This window comes from Pseudomonas sp. D1-36 (genome assembly GCF_051132205.1).
In the GTDB taxonomy this organism is placed as follows: Bacteria; Pseudomonadota; Gammaproteobacteria; order Pseudomonadales; family Pseudomonadaceae; genus Aquipseudomonas.
This window is the reverse complement of sequence record NZ_CP071674.1, coordinates 3,436,928-3,456,702: the sequence shown is the minus strand read 5'-3', so window position 1 is coordinate 3,456,702 and position 19,775 is coordinate 3,436,928. Positions and strand designations below refer to the sequence as shown.

Annotated in this window: 11 protein-coding genes and 1 pseudogene; 5 read left to right on the top strand and 7 right to left on the bottom strand. The window is 59.9% G+C overall.

The genetic code is table 11. The annotated features are described in order from the left end of the window. Window positions 1-12: 12 nt before the first annotated feature. Both J3P76_RS15275 and J3P76_RS15270 read right to left on the bottom strand, forming a co-directional pair. On the bottom strand, window positions 13-330 hold the full coding sequence (locus J3P76_RS15275; RefSeq protein WP_016774477.1) for an SCP2 sterol-binding domain-containing protein: 318 nt from the start codon (window positions 328-330) through the stop codon (window positions 13-15). Between the two features lie 52 nt (window positions 331-382). Continuing rightward, the gene (locus tag J3P76_RS15270; RefSeq protein ID WP_434610830.1) at window positions 383-1,093 is read right to left on the bottom strand and encodes a histidine phosphatase family protein; all 711 of its coding nucleotides are present in this window, start codon (window positions 1,091-1,093) and stop codon (window positions 383-385) included. 227 nt (window positions 1,094-1,320) lie between these two features. On the opposite strand from J3P76_RS15270, the gene sohB reads away from it, so the two are divergent. After that, on the top strand, window positions 1,321-2,352 hold the full coding sequence (gene sohB / locus J3P76_RS15265) for a protease SohB (protein ID WP_434610833.1): 1,032 nt from the start codon (window positions 1,321-1,323) through the stop codon (window positions 2,350-2,352). A gap of 214 nt (window positions 2,353-2,566) precedes the next feature. On the opposite strand, the gene J3P76_RS15260 is transcribed toward sohB, so the two are convergent. The 3 genes from J3P76_RS15260 to J3P76_RS15250 all read right to left on the bottom strand — a co-directional run bounded on the left by J3P76_RS15260 (window position 2,567) and on the right by J3P76_RS15250 (window position 5,465). Further along, complete coding sequence (locus J3P76_RS15260) at window positions 2,567-3,061, bottom strand: DUF934 domain-containing protein (protein ID WP_420764500.1); 495 nt, start codon at window positions 3,059-3,061, stop codon at window positions 2,567-2,569. Beyond that, window positions 3,045-4,703, bottom strand: coding sequence for a nitrite/sulfite reductase (locus J3P76_RS15255; protein ID WP_420764499.1), 1,659 nt, complete (start codon window positions 4,701-4,703; stop codon window positions 3,045-3,047). The genes J3P76_RS15260 and J3P76_RS15255 overlap by 17 nt, the downstream gene beginning before the upstream one ends. A gap of 543 nt (window positions 4,704-5,246) precedes the next feature. Beyond that, a complete protein-coding gene (locus tag J3P76_RS15250; protein WP_024781254.1) occupies window positions 5,247-5,465 on the bottom strand; it encodes a DUF2970 domain-containing protein in 219 nt (72 codons plus the stop codon). 264 nt (window positions 5,466-5,729) lie between these two features. On the opposite strand from J3P76_RS15250, the gene J3P76_RS15245 reads away from it, so the two are divergent. Then, complete coding sequence (locus tag J3P76_RS15245) at window positions 5,730-12,515, top strand: NEL-type E3 ubiquitin ligase domain-containing protein (protein WP_434700932.1); 6,786 nt, start codon at window positions 5,730-5,732, stop codon at window positions 12,513-12,515. Window positions 12,516-12,580: 65 nt separating this feature from the next. On the opposite strand, the gene metH is transcribed toward J3P76_RS15245, so the two are convergent. Continuing rightward, window positions 12,581-16,291 (bottom strand): methionine synthase, encoded by a 3,711-nt coding sequence (gene metH / locus J3P76_RS15240; RefSeq protein ID WP_434700931.1) that lies wholly within the window; start codon window positions 16,289-16,291, stop codon window positions 12,581-12,583. 154 nt (window positions 16,292-16,445) lie between these two features. Between metH and J3P76_RS15235 the strand changes: the two are divergent. The 3 genes and pseudogenes from J3P76_RS15235 to J3P76_RS15225 form a co-directional block, all read left to right on the top strand. After that, window positions 16,446-16,628, top strand: a pseudogene (locus tag J3P76_RS15235) (hypothetical protein); the annotation flags it as partial. A gap of 244 nt (window positions 16,629-16,872) precedes the next feature. After that, complete coding sequence (gene nfuA / locus J3P76_RS15230; RefSeq protein ID WP_003182850.1) at window positions 16,873-17,457, top strand: Fe-S biogenesis protein NfuA; 585 nt, start codon at window positions 16,873-16,875, stop codon at window positions 17,455-17,457. 351 nt (window positions 17,458-17,808) lie between these two features. Continuing rightward, window positions 17,809-18,944, top strand: a protein-coding gene (locus J3P76_RS15225; protein ID WP_434700930.1) for an IS3 family transposase whose coding sequence is annotated in 2 segments (ribosomal slippage) — window positions 17,809-18,058 and window positions 18,058-18,944 — 1,137 coding nt in all. Because the reading frame shifts where the segments join, the coding sequence is not laid out codon by codon here. Window positions 18,945-19,009: 65 nt separating this feature from the next. On the opposite strand, the gene cobM is transcribed toward J3P76_RS15225, so the two are convergent. Further along, on the bottom strand, window positions 19,010-19,756 hold the full coding sequence (gene cobM, locus J3P76_RS15220; protein ID WP_434610839.1) for a precorrin-4 C(11)-methyltransferase: 747 nt from the start codon (window positions 19,754-19,756) through the stop codon (window positions 19,010-19,012). Window positions 19,757-19,775: the final 19 nt, after the last annotated feature.

Sequence of the window (19,775 nt, the reverse complement as noted above, 5' to 3'; positions counted from 1 at the left end):
GGCGACCTGATCTCAGGACGGGAACAGCTCGGACAGTTTCATCGACAGCATCATGTCGCCTTCAACGCGCAGCTTGCCGCCCATGAATGCTTGCATGCCGTCGGTTTCGCCGCTGACGATGTCCTTGAGGGTCTGACTATCCAGGACCAGCGTGCAGTTGGCGTCTGGATTCTCGCCTTCCTGGATGTCGCAGGTGCCGTCCTTCACGATCAGGGCGTACTGCTTGTCTTCGTCGGTGATGTTGAAACCGAATACCAGGTCCAGGCCGGCAGCGGCGGCTGGGTTGAACTTGGCTTGCATGGCTTTTACGGCGTCGGCTACGGAGGTCATGGTTTCGATCCTTATTCGGGGTAATACAGCAGGGGTCTACAGCAAACCGGACTCAGCGGAAGGTGATGAGGTCCGGGATCTTCAGCAGTTGCAGGTGCGCATGACTGTTGAAGGAAGCCAGGGCCACCTCGCGGCCCCTGAATTTCAGTTGGTTGAGCGAGGTGTTGACGATCTGCCAGTTCAACTCGAAGGCCTGCCTGGCGGGCATCTGGGTAATCAGGTGGAGCAGGGCGGTGATGGTCCCGCCGGAGGTGAACACGGCGATCTTGTGCGTCTTGTCGGCATTGTCGAGGATGCGGTGCAGGCCAGCCTGGACCCGTTCGACGAAACCCAGCCAGCTCTCCAGTCCCGGCGGGTCGTAGCGGCCGCTGAGCCAGCGCTCGACGATCAAGGCGAAGATGCGCTGGAACTCGGCGCGGTTCTGCGCGGCGTTGCGCAAAATGTCGAGGGCCTCGGGCTCCTGGGAGAGCATGTCCGGGAGCAGGGCGCGAATGACCGCGTCGGCATCGAATTCGTTGAAGGCGGCGTCGATTTCCAGTTCCGGAACCGGCAGGCCGGCTGCGCTCATCTGGCCCAGCGCGCCAGTGGCGGTGTCCTGTTGGCGACGCAGGTCGCCCGAGAGGCAGCGATCGAACACGACACCGAGCTGCGCCAGGTGGCTGCCCAGCACTTGCGCCTGGCGTATGCCGTTGGGCGAGAGGACATCGTAGTCGTCCGCACCAAAGGAGGCCTGGCCATGTCGAATCAGATAAATGCTGCCCACGTCCGCGTCATCCCGGTACGTTGAAGGTTTGGCGAGGTTATGAGGATGGCGATGGCGTGTCAATGAAAAAACATACGCTTGTTTGAAATGGCCGTTACAGCGTTATCCAGGCTCGTCCGAGCTAACGTAACCACAGATTTCATGGCTGGTAGCAGGGCAAGCGCATGGGTATGCTGGCAGCGTTACGCGCCTGCGTTCAAATGGCGCATTGCATTTAAGGAGTCGCTGTGGAGTTTTTCGTCGAATACGCCGGTTTCCTGGCCAAGACGGTCACACTGGTCATCGCCATCCTGGTGGTCATGGCCAGTTTCGCTGCGCTGCGCAGCAAGGGGCGGCGCAAGTCGGTGGGGCAGCTGCAGGTCAGCAAGCTCAACGATTTCTACAAAGCGTTGCGCGAGCGCCTGGAGCAGACGCTGCTGGACAAGGAGCAGCTCAAGGCCCTGCGCAAGAGCGAAGGCAAGGCTGAAAAGGCCGAAAAAAAGCAGAAGGACAAACCGGCTGCCAAGCCTCGGGTCTTCGTGCTGGATTTCGACGGTGACATCAAGGCCTCCGCCACCGAAAGCCTGCGCCATGAAATCACCGCCCTCCTGACCCTGGCGACGCCCAAGGACGAGGTCGTGCTGCGCCTGGAAAGCGGCGGCGGCATGGTCCACAGCTACGGCCTGGCCTCGTCGCAGCTGGCGCGGATCCGCCAAGCCGGCGTACCGTTGACGGTGTGCATCGACAAGGTGGCGGCCAGCGGCGGTTACATGATGGCGTGCATCGGCGAGAAGATCATCAGCGCCCCGTTTGCGATTCTCGGTTCCATCGGCGTCGTGGCGCAGTTGCCCAACGTCAATCGCCTGCTGAAGAAACACGACATCGATTTCGAAGTGCTGACCGCCGGCGAATACAAGCGAACGTTGACGGTGTTTGGCGAGAACACGGAGAAGGGCCGGGAAAAATTCCAGGAAGACCTGGACATTACCCATGCGCTGTTCAAGAACTTTGTCGCCACGTACCGCCCGCAACTGGCGATCGATGACGTTGCCACAGGTGAAGTGTGGTTGGGTGTCGCGGCGCTGGAAAAGCGCTTGGTGGACGAGCTGAAAACCAGCGACGAGTACCTGGCCGAAAGGGCCAAGGGTGCCGAGCTGTACCATCTGCACTATGCCGAACGCAAAAGCCTGCAGGAACGCATCGGCATGGCGGCAAGCGGTTCGGTGGATCGTGTGCTGCTCAGTTGGTGGAGCCGCCTGACCCAGCAGCGGTTTTGGTAATTCGAGGCGGGTGGCCACCACTAAACCTTGTGGGAGCGAGCTTGCTCGCGATGGCGGCGGTACATTCAACATCACCTGCCCAGGCAAACCGCTAGCAAGCTCGCTCCCACATGGGGCCAAGGCGGGCTGAAGATTAGGTTCTGCTCTCAATATCCATCAACAAAAAAAGCCCTGAACCGGTCACCCGGTCCAGGGCTTTTTTGTGTATCAGGTATCAGCGACGACGAAACAGCGGCAGCGGTTCGTCACTGGCCGCCTGATAAGTCACCGAGAAGTCCTTGAGGCTTTCGAGGGCTTCGTACGGATCTTTATCGGCGCGAAGGGCAAAGGCGTCGAAACCGCAGCGGCGCATGTAGAACAACTGGTCGCGCAACACGTCGCCAATGGCCCGCAGTTCACCCTTGAAGCCGTAGCGTTCACGCAACAGACGGGCGTTGGAGTAGCTGCGCCCGTCGGTGAAGGCCGGGAAGTTCAGGGCGATGACCTGGAGCTGATTGGCGTCATCTCCGATTTCCTCGGCTTCCTCGTCGGCGTCCAGCCACACACCCAGGCCGCCATCGCGGGCCTTGAGGGCGTGGGCGTGATCGCGCCACAGGGCCAGGGGCACGATCAGGTCGTCGCAATTGGAAATGCCATCGAGGGTCGCGTCCTTGGGCAGCAGGTGCCAGGTCTCGTCGATGACTTCGTTGTTCTTAATGATTCGCTGCATAGACGCGTTCCTTGAAGAGGTCGATGCCGATACGTTGATAAGTGTCGATGAAACGCTCGTCTTCGGTACGTTGTTCAATGTACACGTCGATCAGTTTCTCGATCACATCCGGCATGTCGTCCTGGGCAAACGATGGCCCGAGGATCTTGCCCAGGCTGGCATCGCGGCTGCCGCTGCCACCGAGGGAGACCTGGTAGAACTCTTCGCCTTTCTTGTCCACGCCCAGGATGCCGATGTGGCCAACGTGGTGGTGACCACAGGCGTTCATGCAACCGGAAATGTTCAGGTCCAGCTCACCGATATCGAACAGGTAGTCCAGGTCGTCGAAGCGGCGCTGGATCGATTCGGCGATCGGGATCGACTTGGCGTTTGCCAGGGAGCAGAAATCACCGCCCGGGCAGCAGATCATGTCGGTCAGCAGGCCGATGTTCGGGGTGGCGAAACCTTGTTCGCGCAGCTCGCCCCACAGGGTGAACAACTGGCTCTGTTCAACATCGGCCAGGATGATGTTCTGCTCGTGGGAGGTACGCAGTTGGCCGAAACTGTAGCGATCGGCCAGGTCGGCGACGGCGTCCAGTTGCTTGTCGGTGATATCGCCTGGCGCCACGCCGGTCGGTTTCAGCGACAGGGTCACCGCGACATAGCCGGGCTTCTTGTGAGCCAGCGTGTTGCGGGTACGCCAGCGGGCGAAACCTGGATGCTCCTTGTCGAGGGCGGCGAGTTCCGCATCCTGGTTGCCCAGGGCCTTGTAGTCCGGGTCGACGAAGTGCTTGGCGACACGGTGGACTTCGGCTTCGGTCAGGGTGGTCTGGCCGCCGCGCAGGTGGACCATTTCGGCCTCGACCTTTTCGGCGAACACTTCAGGCGTCAGGGCCTTGACCAGGATCTTGATCCGCGCCTTGTACTTGTTGTCGCGACGGCCGTAGCGGTTGTATACCCGCAGGATGGCGTCGAGGTAGCTCAGCAGGTCCTGCCATGGCAGGAACTCGTTGATGAACGCACCGACCACCGGCGTACGGCCCAGGCCACCACCCACCAGTACACGGAAGCCCAGCTCGCCGGCGGCGTTGTAGACCGTTTCCAGGCCGATGTCATGGACTTCGATGGCCGCGCGGTCCGAGCTCGAGCCGTTAATGGCGATCTTGAACTTACGCGGCAGGTAGGCGAATTCCGGGTGGAACGTGGTCCATTGACGGACGATTTCGCACCATGGACGTGGGTCGATCAGCTCATCGGCCGCGACGCCGGCAAACTGGTCGGTGGTGACGTTGCGCAGGCAGTTGCCGCTCGTCTGGATCGCGTGCATCTGCACGGTGGCCAGTTCGGCGAGGATCTCAGGCACGTCTTCCAGCGCCGGCCAGTTGTACTGGACGTTCTGCCGGGTACTGATGTGGGCGTAGCCCTTGTCGTAGTCGCGGGCAATCTGCGCCAGCTTGCGCACCTGGCGCGAGGTCAGTTGGCCATAAGGCACGGCCACGCGCAGCATCGGGGCGAAGCGCTGGATATACAGGCCATTCTGCAAGCGCAGAGGGCGGAATTCTTCTTCGCTCAGCTCGCCTGCCAGATAGCGTCGGGTCTGATCACGGAACTGCTTGACGCGGTCCTCGATGATCCGCTGATCGTACTCGTCATATACGTACATATAAGTCTCGGTCTCAGGCTTGGGCCGATCAGAAACAGCTGCGTCTTGGCTCGCTGGAATCGGGTTCTGCCTCGGCAATTCTGCGCGCACGGCCGCGCACTCCTAGAGGAGCCGGTGCAAGATACCTGTTTTGAGTTATGCGCAAAAGTGATGTTTGAGTATATGTAAAGAACGAAATCGACTAATGAGATAAGTTATCGGCTAATCCACATTTGTCGTGCGGGCAATCATCGTCTTAACTGTGGTCGAGTCCCTATGCAATCACCTACAAAACCGACAAGAGGCGATGCAATGAGCAATTCGACCAAAGCAAGGAAAAGCGACAGTACCGTTGATGCCTGGGCCATTCTGTTCCTGATTATCCTGGTGGTGGGCACGGCGGTGTTCTGGGTCAGTCATCAATAATTCTCAACTCAACGCGCAACGCAATGTGGGAGCGAGCCTGCTCCTGATAGCGGTGTGTCAGTCGCTTCATGCTTGACTGAACAATCGCTATCGCGAGCAGGCTCGCTCCCACAGGGTCATGTATGGTGTTGAAGGGAGCTACAACCCCGCCAGATGCACCACCAGCTTGACGATGCCAAACAATGTCAAGGCGAAGATCACCGTGAAAGCGATCCCCAGTATCACGAAGTGGCTTGGTTTTCCGTGGGTGAAATCCCGGGCGCGATTCTTGCCGCTCTGCACACCAAAAGCCGCGGCGAGCACGCTGTGCATCATCTGCAACAGGGTGGGCGGCTTGTTGTCGACTGGATCGTCCATAAATCCCTCGCTGAAAATCGGTTCCCACCCAGCATAGTCAATCTGCGCCTTCGTGGAGGGTTCGGCCATGCTTGGGGATTCGTTACGATGTTTTCCGACGGCCTATAACTATCTACCGCCGATGCGGCTCGCCGAACGGGTCTGCTGTCGCTTCATTCAAAGGAGCGATGTATGCCACCGAATTCCACACGCAACCCGAAGAAAAAACCACAGCCAGGGTCACGGGCCACGGAGAGTGTGCACGCAGACTTTCTGGAGACTGCCATGCCTGCATGGCTTATCGAAGCATCGACACAACGCCGGCAGGCGCTGAAACAAGCCGGAACGCAAAAGCCCGCCTGGTATACGAATGCTTCGCCAGACCAGCGTAAGGTCGTGGACGCCTGCTTCAAGGAAAGTGCTGCCGCACGGATTCATCTGGATAAGACGATGTCGTCGTTCCAGGACATCGACACGTTCGCCAAGCCGTTGTTGGTCCAGGCATTAAAAGATCAGTTCGGAGTCGAGGCGGATGTCGACAAGACCTGGCTATGCCTCAGAAGAGCAATGGAAATGGGGTTGTTCAAGACGGAACTGAGCACGTTCGAAGTGTTGGCGTTGCCCATGCTACAGGCCGCGCTGCACAACTTCGAAAGCTGGGAGTGTGACCCCCATGCCTACCATCACAGTTCTGGATTCGTCATGAAAGCAGGCACACACGGCACAGGCTCTTCCGTGGTACTGAACGTGTCGGTCGGTCAGTTCCTCAAGCTGTGCCGCAGCCTGGATATCGGTACGAAGTACCAGACCTATCTCAAGTCTTTTTTCTATCCGGCTGACGCCGCGACCGAAACGACGCTTCGCGAGCATTTCATTGCCAACCAGAAAGCCGCGATGAGGGCCGCCGCCGAGCAAGCGTTGTTGGCGAAGGATATCGAGCCCAAGGATCACGCGATGATCCTCTCGGTCATCAATCGCGAGAACAATCCTCGGATAGGCAATACGCCGGTCTGGTTCGAGGACATGACGTTGATGAAGCAGAGGATGGTGGGCTGCGTCGCGTTTACTCCTTGCGAAATAGATCGCTACAGCGACGAAGTCATTCTCTACGTTCCCCATGACCCCAAGCATCCGCTAAAGCGATACAACGGCGATCAACTGAAAACCCGTTTCAAGCAATTGCTCACCACCCCGGATACGGCGCGACCAGACACCGGTCCCACGCCTTACCAGCGTTTTTTCAGTCAGTTCGTTCCCTACGACAAGCGACCTTATTTCTTCAGCCAGTTTGTCCGGGAGGCTGCCGGATCCCCACGAGATAAATTGCGCTGGATCGCTGAGCCCATGAATGACTGGGCGGTTATCCTGGGGCCTGTCAGGCATTTGGTGAGCGTGAATGAGTTCCCTCCTAAGCATCCCAAAATGGAGCGCGAACCCAACCCCTACATCGCGCCCTCGTCGGTGGGCCAGAAAGGCCGCGTAGCGTGGGCCGACAACCTCGACCCATGGCAATACCTCTATGACCGGTACCGTGATCAGGTACTGGCCGATGCGCGCAGCCATGCGGTCCCCACGAATGATGTCGACGCCAAGGCGAGGGCAGCGAAACTGGCCAGCCTCCTGCAGCTAGGGCTGTTTGCCGTGAACATCGCGTCCATGTTCGTTCCGGTGCTGGGCGAGGTGATGATGGTTTTCATGGCCGAACAGCTGCTGTACGAAACCCTTGAAGGTGCGGTGGAGTGGGGCGAGGGTGACAAACGGGCAGCCAAGGCCCACTTGGTCGATATCGCCGAGAACCTGGCAATGATGGCCGTGATGGCCGGTGCGGGCGCAGGAATCGGCAAGCTGGCCGCGATCAAGGCGGAGCCGGTGATCGAGCGTCTTGAGCCCGTGACATTGCCCAATGGCGAAACACGCCTGTGGAAACCCGACCTGAGTCGCTATGAGCGTGAGGTCACACTCGACAGCACGAATGTTCCGAACGCGTTGGGCCAATACCAAATCGATGGGAAGACCTATATCCGTCAGGGTGACAAGGTCTACGAGCAGTTTTTTGATGCATCGGTGCACAAATGGCGCATCAGACATCCGACCGACGATGCGGCCTATCAACCCATCCTCTTGCATAACGGCGCTGGCGCCTGGCGCCATTCCCTGGAGCGCCCGATGACCTGGGATCGCCTGACGCTGCTCAGGCGCATCGGTCATGAGACTGCGGTATTTTCCGATGACGTGCTGCTCAGGCTCGCGGACATCAGCGGTGTCAGCGACAACACACTACGCAAAATGCACATGGACCTAGCGCCGCCGCCTCCCGAACTGAAGGATGCGATGCGCCTGTTCAAGACGGATGCCGAGGCAGGCCGCGTGATCGGCCAGCCGCAAGACGCAACGGAATCTGTCACCCGTTCGCAGGTATTCGACAGGCTGTACAAGGGCACGGAAGCTGCGGACGCTCGAATTCGCACGTTGCAGCTTGAGTGCCCGGGCCTTAGCGAGGCCGCCGCCCAAGAGGTGATCGCCCATGGCCGGGCTGCGGATCTCGCCCGTCTGGACGCGACGCGACGCGCGCCGCTGAACCTGTTGGAAGAGGCGCGTTGGTATGCGCGACAAGGACGCCAGGTGCGGGCGTACGCAGGGTTGCGCAGCGAAAATATCCCTTCGGCCGACAGTCGGCGACTGGCATTGCGAGCCCTGGAAAAACTGCCGGGATGGCCGGATACGCTGCGTCTGGAAGTGCGTGAGGGAGGCGTCGAAGGGGCTTTGCTTGACAGCATCGGCGCTGAAGATGCACCGCAGAAAAAATACCTGATCAAAAACGGACCTCGTTATCAGGCGCTCAACGAATTGGGGCAGCTCCCTGACACGGGCGGCAACTTCTACCGTTCGATTCTCCGGGCGCTGCCTGAGGAGGCGTCTTCTGCACTGGGGCTGTCGGATGTCGAGCAAGGCGCCGTACTGCAACGCAAGGTCATCGAATACGCAGACGTGCACCACAAGGCAATGACATCGTTCCTTGAACCTCATGCCAAACGTTTCAAGCCGCCGATCCGCGTAAGCGCGACGCTCAAGGGTTACTACGCGAGTGGACGAGGGCAGGGGCTGGATCCGTCCCTTAGGGCACGGGTGGAAGAGCTTTATCCAGGCGCGGAGCAAGCCGATGCCTTTTTCAGGCAACAGCAGGGCAAAACAGATCGACAGATCTATTCGCTATTGCAAATTCGCCAGCGTGAGTGGCTGTCGCTCAATGACACGCTCGACCTTTGGCGGGGGCCTTCTACAGGCAGCCCTGCCGATTTCCATAGGCGTCAATTTGTGCAGGCGCTCAGGGAGAGCTGGCGCAATGGACCGCTGGCGCAAGACTCGGCCGAAGCGGCGCGACTGTCGCTTTCCACCGAGGTGCCGCCGCCTGAAATGCCCCTCGATTTTCCCCACGTGCGTGAATTGTCGTTGGTCGGCAATGGCCTGACAGAGGCTAACGCGGATGCGTTCCTGGCGCGCTTCCCTGGCGTCACGAGATTGTCGATTGGCGGGCGGGAACGCCAATACATCGGTTCTCTTTTCGCCCAAGCGCAGCACTTGACTACCTTGCCGCAGGCGGTGAACCAGATGCCAGGGCTCACCAGCCTGCGATTCTCTACGGCTGCTTCCTCACTGGCAGAGGATTTCCCGGCGACGCTCACCAGGCTGACCTCACTGGAGACGTTACATCTCGATTATTCAGGTTTCGATGCAGCGGTCATCGGTGATCTGGACCTGACACCGTTGAATCGTTTGCGGAGTTTGACCATCGAGGCGCCCCAGGCCCTGACGCAATGGCCCGAATATGTGCAGCGTCTTCCTCTGCTCGAACGGTTGGACCTGGTGCGCACATCGATCCATACGTTGCCTGATTGGATATACGAAGGTCGTGAAGCGCTGTGGCCAGGCATGTCGCTCAATTGGTCGGCGCTGACCCCGGCGTCGTTCGCGCGTGCCTACCGGTACGTCCGCGATTATGCCGGTGAGCTCGGCCATCTGACCGATGTGGACCAGATGGTCGACGGGTACTGTCGCGGGCAATTGCGATTGCTCATTGGTGAGGCGGAATTCTATGGACGCCTGCCGGAGCGGTTCGACAGCACTCTGCATACTCACCAGGCACGCTTTGACGCGGTAGAGGCCATCAGGGCGGAACACGATGAAATTTTTGCGCAGTATGAGGTGACAGGGCCGCAAACATCGACGCCTTCGATGCCTTCGACACTGTGGTGGCGGGGCGGTGGACCCCTGTTCCGAGCCTTGCGAGACAGCTGGCGTCGTGCGGTTCGCCAACGTCTCGATTTACCGACGACTGAAATCGCAACGTTCGAATTGCCGCCATCCGAATCGAGTCTTCCCGCTAAAAAGCTGACAACGCTCCCGGTGCTGCCGGCCGGTAGCTTTTCCCATGTGGAAACGTTGCGCCTGGGATCGTTGGATGTTCCTGCCGCGCAGGCACGCAGCTTCTTTAGAGCGTTCACCGGTACGCGGACATTGGATATCAGCGGCAACGGCTTCAGCGAATTGCCTTTTGCCGCCGAAGACTTGCCAGTCTTGAAACAACTCGACCTGCGCGATAACAACCTGCTCGCCACGCCTGCGGTCCAGGCGCAGTTCAACGGCTTGCAGACACTTGAACAACTGAACCTGGAGAACAATCCCCTCAATGTCTTTGATGTCAGTGCCTTGACCCAACTCAGGGCCTTGAACCTCCGGTCAACCCGGCTGCAAGCTTGGCCAACCGGTGCCGAGAGCTTGCCGAACCTGTCCTGGCTCGACTTGCGGGACAACCAGATCCAATCGCTCCCACCCGCGGCGCTGGCCAGTGACGACGTCCTGCTGAAGGTCGATGTGACCGGTAACCCCTTCAATCCCGAAGGCGAGGCGGCGCTGGGCGCGGCACAACGACGGCTCGAGGATGCGAGAGGGCTTCCCCATGGCGCTTTGGCTCGATTCTCCGGGGGGACTGTACCGTCCGAGTTCCCGCCGACAGAAACGAGTTGGTCCACGGCTCGACATCTATTGGCGCTCCCCGAGGCGTCGGCAGTGGTCGAGGGCGATGCTGGGCGGCAGCTTCGCCTGAGGCGGCTGGATCCGCTCCTGACACAGCGACAGTCGGTCCTGGTGCTGGAGCGATGGCGTGAACAGGGCATGACCGACGGGCAAATCGACAGTCAGATCAACCAGTGGCACCAGGCGTATATTTCGCTGACGCGTCGATTGAATGGCTGGCTTTTTATCCGGGAAATACGCGTAGCCAGGGGCTCCGTGTCCGCGCAAAGCCGCGCCCTTGCGGCGGGGAGCATTCGCGAGGCGTGGCAAAGAGAATTGATGCGTTACGGTGGCCCAGGGCAGACACTCAGCCTGCATGGCCTGCAGCTAGGCGACTTGCCTGAGCTGGTCGATTCGATTCCTGGGGTGACGATGCTGGATCTTTCAGGCGTCCTGATAACCGAACAAGGTTCAAACGGTTTCCTCGGGGCTTTTCCTCAGCTGAGACACCTGGACCTGGGCAGCAATGAACTGAGCGCCGTACCGGATGCCGTCCTGCAAATGCCGCAATTGGAGCACTTGGGGTTTGGGTACAACAATTTGCCGTCGGGGGCGGCTTACCCATTATTGACCCATGGGCGCCTGCGTTCGCTGAACCTCAGCACCAACGGATTGAGAGCATTCGATCCACCGGACTTTGGTCGGATCGAATCGCTGGATCTCAGTTATAACGAGTTATCAGACTGGCCCAGCCATCTGCTCGATGCGCAAGACCTGAGGGAGCTGAACGTGAGCGGCAACGAGTTCACGGACCTTGCGCCGGACTTGCTCGATGGCAGTCATGAAACACTCGTGGCCGGAATGGACCTGAGTGATAACGAAGACCTGTCGCTTCCCACCCTTCAAGCACTGAGGGGTTACCTGGAAGAAAATAATCACGAAGAAGTCATGGGCCTTTCCCGAGAAGAACTCGATGAATGGATCGCCGGATTGGAAGCGCCGCGAGGGAATGTTTCTGATTTTGATGACGACTCGGATGGCGGTGGAGGCGGCAACTTCCATCAGGATCCTCATGCCGTCTTCCCTGAGGCCGAGCCTGTTTTCGATCCGGCAGGCGATACGTCGGCGCAGGCGCTGGAGCAATGGTTGGTCGGCTCCAGCGATGATCAGATGACGGCTCGGAAGAAAATCTGGACGCAACTGGCCGAGGAAAGCGACCACGAACGGTTCTTCCAGTTGCTCGCCCATTTGCGTAACACCATCGATTTCAGGCGTAGCCGCGCGGCACTGACGCAACGGGTGTGGAACGTCCTGGAAGCGGCCAGCGAAAACGGCGAACTGCGCCAGTTGCTGTTTCAGAGCGCCGAAACCCACGGCACCTGCATCGACGGACGCATCTTGACGTTCAGCGAGCTGGAGGTTCGTGTGTTTGTCTATCAAGCGTTGCGCGACATTCCTCTCGGCAGCCTGGAGCGCAGGGGGCGGGCGCTGCTGCGCTTGTCCCGTCAGCTGTTTCGGCTGGACCGGGTCGATACGTTGGCCGAAGCGAACGGGCAAGGCATGGACCGGGCAGAGGTCCGCCTGCGTTATCGCATTGGCCTGACGAGAGATTGGGGCGATGGAATCGATTTGCCAGGACAGCCTGAACACATGGCCTATGGTGTGCCGGTCACCGAAGCGCAACTGGAGCAGGTGCGCGACTCGGTACTTGAGGCGGAGCAGGGCGATGAACTGCTCAAGGACATGTTGTCGCGTGAATACTGGACGAGCTACCTCCGGGAGCGTTACCCAGAACAAATGCGCGAAATAGATGATGCGACCTACCAGCGGCGCGAGGATCTTCTGAACGAACTGGAGGACCGTCGCGACGAAGGTGATATCGATGCGCACGAGTATGGCCGGCAATTGAATGCCAAGAGCAAGGAAATCGACGATCTTGAAAGGCAAACGTTGGTCGAGCTGACCCGAAAAGAGATGGGCGTATTGGAGGGCGTCGCCGAAGAGTCGGAGCCACCGCGCAGCGGCTCGCCTCAGCCCGGACCCTCACGCCGTAACTGATACGCAGCCGTGGCGATGAAGCCGGCCGGTCGACATCAGCGCGTCGACCGGTCGGTATTTTCCGCTTAGTTGTCGTAACCCAGGTTAGGCGCCAGCCAGCGTTCAGTCACGCTCAAGTCCTGCCCCTTGCGCGCGGTGTAGCTCTGGACCTGATCCTTGTCGATCTTGCCTACGGCGAAGTATTGCGCCTGAGGGTGGGCGAAGTACCAGCCGCTGACCGCCGCCGCCGGGAACATGGCGTAGTGTTCGGTGAGGAACACGCCGCTGCGTCCGGCTTTCAGTTCGCTGGCTTCTGGGTCGAGCAGGCGGAACAGAGTGGCCTTCTCGGTGTGATCCGGGCAGGCCGGGTAGCCGGGGGCAGGGCGGATGCCGGTGTATTGCTCCTTGATCAGCGCCTCGTTGTCCAGGCTTTCGTCCTTGGCGTAACCCCAGTGTTCCTTGCGCACCTGTTGGTGCAGCCACTCGGCGCAGGCTTCGGCCAAACGGTCGGCCAGGGCCTTGACCATGATCGAGTTGTAGTCGTCGCCGGCTTCCTGATACGCCTTGGCGACTTCTTCGGCGCCGATGCCGGCGGTGGTGATGAAACCGCCGACGTAATCGGTGACGCCGCTGTCCTTCGGCGCGACGAAGTCGGCCAGGGAAAAGTTCGGCTTGCCGTCGGTCTTGATGATCTGCTGGCGCAGGTGATGCAGGCGCGCCAGTGGCTTGCCGTCGTCGCCATAGACTTCCAGGTCATCGTCATGCACCTGGTTGGCCGGCCAGAAGCCGAACACGGCGCGGGCGCTGATGAGTTTTTCGTCGATCAGCTTGCATAGCATCGCCCGGGCATCGGCGTACAGCGCCGTGGCCGCTTCGCCGACCACTTCGTCGGTGAGGATGCGTGGGTATTTGCCGGCCAGGTCCCAGGAAATGAAGAACGGCGTCCAGTCGATGTATTCGGCCAGGACGTTCAAGTCGATGTCGTCCAGCACCCGTGCGCCAGTGAAGGTGGGCTTGACCGGCTGGTAACTGCTCCAGTCGAACTGCGGCTTCTTCGCCACGGCCGCCGGGTAGCTCAGGCGCTCAGTACGGGCGCTGCGATTGGAGGTACGCTCGCGCACGTCGATGTAGTCCTGGCGGGTTTTCTCGACGAACGCCGGCTTCAGCTCCTTGGACAGTAACTGGGTCGCCACGCCCACGGCGCGGGAGGCGTCGGTGACGTAGATCACCGCGTCGTTGCTGTACTTGGGCTCGATCTTCACCGCCGTGTGGGCCTTGGAGGTGGTGGCGCCGCCGATCATCAGCGGCAGGTGGAAATCCTGGCGCTGCATCTCGCGAGCCACGTGCACCATCTCGTCCAGGGACGGGGTGATCAGGCCGGACAGGCCGATGATGTCGCACTTCTCGTCCTTGGCCACCTGAAGGATCTTCTCCGCCGGCACCATCACCCCCAAGTCGACGATGTCGTAGCCGTTGCACCCGAGCACGACGCCGACGATGTTCTTGCCGATGTCATGCACGTCGCCCTTGACCGTCGCCATGAGGATCTTGCCCTTGGCTTCCGGCTTGTCGCCTTTTTCCGCCTCGATGAACGGGATCAGGTGCGCCACCGCCTGCTTCATCACGCGGGCGGATTTGACCACCTGGGGCAGGAACATCTTGCCGGCGCCAAACAGGTCGCCAACGATGTTCATGCCGGCCATCAGCGGGCCTTCGATCACTTCGATCGGCCGGGCGAACGACAGCCGCGACTCCTCGGTGTCTTCAACGATATGGGTGGTGATGCCTTTGACCAGCGCATGCTCCAGGCGCTTGTTCACTTCCCAGCCGCGCCATTCCTCGGTTTCCGCTTCCTTGACGCTGCCGTCGCCCTTGTACTTGTCGGCGATGGCGAGCAGGGCATCGGTGCCCTCGGGGGTGCGGTTGAGTATCACGTCTTCCACGGCGTCGCGCAGTTCCACCGGGATCTGGTCGTAGATCTCCAATTGGCCGGCGTTGACGATGCCCATGGTCAGGCCCGCACGGATCGCATGCAACAGGAACACCGAGTGGATCGCCTCGCGCACCGGGTTGTTGCCGCGGAAGGAGAACGACACGTTGGACACGCCGCCGGAGGTCAGCGCGTAAGGCAGTTCGTCGCGGATGTAGGCACAGGCGTTGATGAAGTCCACGGCATAGTTGTTGTGCTCTTCGATGCCGGTGGCGACGGCGAAGATGTTCGGGTCGAAGATGATGTCTTCTGGGGGAAAGCCGACTTCATTGACCAGGATGTCGTAGGAGCGCTTGCAGATTTCCTTCTTGCGCGCCTCGGTGTCGGCCTGGCCGGCTTCGTCGAAGGCCATCACCACCACGGCGGCGCCGTAGCGCTTGCACAGCTTGGCGTGGTGGATGAACTGCTCGACGCCTTCCTTCATGCTGATGGAGTTGACGATGCCCTTGCCCTGGATGCACTTGAGGCCCGCTTCGATCACTTCCCACTTGGAGGAGTCGATCATGATCGGCACCCGGGAAATGTCCGGTTCGCCAGCGATCAGATTGAGGAAGGTCACCATGGCCTTCTTCGAATCGAGCATGCCCTCGTCCATGTTGATGTCGATCACCTGGGCGCCGGCCTCGACTTGTTGCAAGGCCACTTCCAAGGCTTCGGTGTAGTTGTCCTCGCGGATCAGCCGGGCGAACTTGGCGGAACCGGTGATGTTGGTCCGCTCGCCGACGTTGACGAACAAGGAGCTGCGATCGATGGTGAACGGTTCCAGCCCCGACAGGCGGCACGCCCGGGGAATCTCCGGAATCTGCCGCGGCGCATAACCGGCCACGGCCTTGGCGATCGCTTCGATGTGCGCCGGAGTAGTGCCGCAGCAGCCGCCGACGATGTTAAGGAAGCCACTCTGGGCAAACTCTTCGATGACTTTGGCGGTGTCCACCGGCAGTTCATCGTATTCGCCGAATTCGTTGGGCAGGCCGGCGTTCGGGTGGGCCGATACGTGGGTGCTGGCCTTGTTCGACAGCTCTTCCAGGTAGGGACGCAATTCGCTGGCGCCGAGGGCGCAGTTCAGGCCGACCGAGATCGGCTTGGCGTGGGCTACCGAGTTCCAGAAGGCTTCGGTGGTCTGGCCGGAGAGGGTGCGGCCGGAGGCGTCGGTGATGGTGCCGGAGATCATGATCGGCAGTTCGACGCCCAGTTCTTCGTAGACACCTTGCACGGCAAAAATCGCGGCCTTGGCGTTCAGCGTGTCAAAAATGGTTTCGATCAGGATCAGGTCGGCGCCGCCTTCGATCAGGCCCTTGGTGGCTTCGGTGTAGTTCTCCACCAGTTCGTCGAAGGTCACGTTGCGGTAGCCGGGGTTGTTCACGTCCGGCGACAGCGAGCAGGTACGGCTGGTCGGGCCGAGCACGCCGGCGACGAAGCGCGGCTTGTCCGGGGTTTCCAGGGTCTTGGCGTCGGCGACCTGGCGGGCCAGGCGCGCGCCTTCCAGGTTCAATTCATAGGCCAGGCCCTGCATGCCATAGTCCGCCTGGGACACCTGGGTGGCGTTGAAGGTGTTGGTCTCGAGGATGTCGGCGCCGGCATCCAGGTAGGCTTTTTCAATCGAGCCGATCACGTCGGGGCGGGTCAGTACGAGCAAGTCGTTGTTGCCCTTGACGTCGCTTGGCCAGTCGGCGAAACGCTTGCCCCGGTAGTCCTGTTCTTCCAGTTTGTAGCTCTGGATCATCGTGCCCATGCCGCCATCGAGGATCAGGATACGTTCCTTGAGGGCTTGCTGGAGAAGATGGAGGCGAGCGCTGCGATCGGACATAGGACTACCTGGAAAAAAAGACCATTACGAAAGCCGGGATCATAGCAAACCTGTGCGGTATTTGATCATGCTGGGCTTTTGCATGAATATCGCTCATGTTTGCAAGGTGATGCCTGCCCGGTAGAATCGTCGGAGAATTCTTAGGGACCGAGACATGCCGTACCGCTTGTTATCCGGCAGTCTGTTGCTGCTGTTGTCCTTTACCGCAGCCGCCGGAAGTCCCGCTCCCGCGATTTCCTATACCCGCGACATCCAGCCGATCTTCACCGAAAAATGCGTGGCCTGCCACGCCTGCCATGACTCTGCCTGCCAGTTGAACCTGGGCAGCGATCCGGGCGTGCTCAGCAGCTATCCGAATTTCATCTTCAACATCCCCGCCGGGCAGGTGCCGGCATTTGTCGACGCCATGGAAACCGACCCCATGGAAGCAGGGTGCTGGACATGAATCGCTACCAGAATCTCTGATCGAGGCGCCTGGCGATGTGCCTTCACATCGTCGGGTTCTTTCCTGACAAAAATACTAGGACTTTGTCCGGCGCGATGATTGGCGTAAACTGCCGGCAAGCCTGCGAGGAGTTTCCATGACCGCCATTACCATTACCGATGCCGCCCACGATTACCTGGCCGACCTGCTGTCCAAGCAGAACACCCCGGGTATCGGGATCCGCATCTTCATCACCCAGCCCGGCACCCAGTACGCAGAGACGTGCATTGCCTACTGCAAGCCGGGAGAAGAAAAACCTGAAGACACCGCGCTGGGGCTCAAAAGCTTCACCGCGTACATCGATTCGTTCAGCGAAGCTTTCCTGGACGATGCGGTGGTCGACTACGCCACTGACCGAATGGGCGGCCAGCTGACCATCAAGGCACCGAACGCGAAAGTGCCGATGGTCAACGCCGACAGCCCGGTCAACGAGCGCATCAATTACTACCTGCAAACCGAAATCAACCCGGGGCTGGCCAGCCACGGCGGCCAGGTATCGTTGATCGACGTGGTGGAAGACGGCATCGCCGTGCTCCAGTTCGGCGGCGGCTGCCAGGGCTGCGGCCAGGCCGACGTCACCTTGAAGGAAGGCATCGAGCGCACGTTGCTCGAGCGCATCCCGGAACTCAAGGGCGTACGCGACGTGACCGACCACACGCAGAAAGAAAACGCCTACTACTGATAGGTGTTCGCTGCGCGCAGAACACTGTGGCGAGGGAGCTTGCTCCCGCTCGATTGCGAAGCAATCGCAAGGCAACCGGCGCGTTCTCCGTGATGGGTGCGTGGGTTACCCAGGGACCGCTTCGCGGTCCAGCGGGAGCAAGCTCCCTCGCCACAACAGCTTCGGTGATCGGCGCGTAACCTGTGGGCACCTGCCGAACCCTGTGGGAGCGAGCTTGCTCGCGATAGCGGTGGGTCAGCTTGCGATGATGTTGAATGTGCCTTTGTCATCGCGAGCAAGCTGAACTGGCCTAATGATTTTGGACACTTCAATCGGGCGCTATGATAGCGCCCAAATCTGAGGTGTTTGGATATGCGTAAATCTTATTCGAGTGAGTTCAAGCTCAAGGCTGCCAGCATGGTGCTGGATGAAGGCCAGCCGGTTACCGAGGTCTGTGCCAGCCTAGATATCGGCCCCACTGCTCTGCGCCGCTGGGTCGATCAAGTGCAAAAAGAACGCCTGGGTTCGACCCCGGTAGGGGCCAAGGCGATTACCGCTGATCAGCGAGAAATCCAGAGGCTCAAAGCCCTACTCAGGGAGAAAGACCTGGACATTGAAATCCTAAAAAAGGCCAGTGCTCTCCTGCTTTTGGACGCCAAAGATCATTCACGCTGATCGATGAGCTGGACGAGCAATACGGCGTTAAAAGGTGTTGCCGGGCGTTTGGGATCAACCGCATTAGTTTCTACGCCTGGCGCCAGCGCCAAGGCAGAGCAAATCCTGAACGGGACAAGCTCAAAGCCGCGCTGGTCAGGCACCACAGGGCGTCCAGAGAGTCGGCCGGCGCACGTACTTTGTCCAAGGAGCTAAAAGCCAAAGGGCATCGTATCGGACGTTATATGGCTCGCAGTTTGATGCGCGAAGCTGGCATCGCTAGTCGTCAGCGCAGGCACCATAAGTACAAGTCGCCGGGCGTTGAGGCATTGGTGGCGCCGCACGTGCTCAAGCGAAAATTTGATGTAACGGCGGTTAACCAGGTGTGGTGTGGCGACGTGACTTACATCAAGGTCGGCAAGCGGTGGATGTACTTCGCCGCCGTTCTGGATCTGTACGCTCGGAGGATCGTGGGTTGGTCGTTCTCGATGATTTCTGATGCCAACCTGACCTGCGAAGCGCTACGCATGGCGGTTGAGCTACGCGGCCACCCCCAGGATGTGTTGTTTCATTCAGACCAAGGTTGTCAGTACACCAGTCATAAATTCCGAAACGAGCTTGTGAAACACGGGTTTAGGCAAAGTATGAGCCGTAAAGGCGAGTGCTGGGACAACGCCCCCATGGAGCGTTTCTTTGGTAGTTTGAAATCAGAGTGGGTTCCTGAAACGGGCTACAAACTGGAACATGAGGCCCGGGCAGACGTGCAGCGCTATGTCTCGCGCTACAACATCAGCAGGCCTCACAGCTACAACGACTACCGGTCGCCGGTCGCGAAGGAAAGGTTGGCGGCGTGAACCTTAATCGGTGTCCAAGATTACTTGACCAGTTCAAGCACGCTCCCACAAGGGACCGTGATGAGTCAGGGTCGGTAGAGATGCGCATGTCCAGCGCGGTACAGCGATGATTCGCTGAATACATCATTGCCCAACACCCGTCCCACCAGAATCAACGCCGTACGCCGATAGCCCTTGGCCCGTACCTTTTCGGCAACATCCTCCAGCGTCCCCACCACCCAATCCTGATCGGGCCACGTCGCCCGGTGAATTACCGCAATCGGACAATCGCCGCCGTAGTGGGGCAGCAGCTCATCGATGATTTTTTCCAGATGGTTGACGCCCAAGTGAATCGCCATGGTGGCGCCGTGTTGCGCCAGGCTGACCAGCTCTTCTCCCGTGGGCATGGCGGTTTTGTCCGCGTAGCGGGTCAGGATCACGCTTTGGGATATGTCTGGCAGCGTCAGCTCGGCACCGAGCAGAGCGGCGCAGGCTGAAGTGGCGGTCACGCCCGGGATGATTTCGAAAGGAATGTCCAGCTCCCGCAGGTAGCGGATCTGCTCGCCGATCGCGCCGTAAAGGCTTGGGTCGCCGGAGTGCACTCGCGCTACATCCTGACCGTTGAGGTGTGCCGACTTTATCAGATCGATGATCTGTTCCAGGTGCAGCTCGGCGCTGTTGACCACTTGTTCGGCGCGGTGGCCTTCCAGCACGGCCGTTGGCACCAGGGAGCCGGCGTAGATGATCACGGCGCAGTTGCGAATCAGCCGCTGGCCCTTGACGGTGATCAGCTCCGGATCGCCAGGGCCGGCGCCGATGAAGTAAACGGTCATGACCGGTTCCTATGCAAAG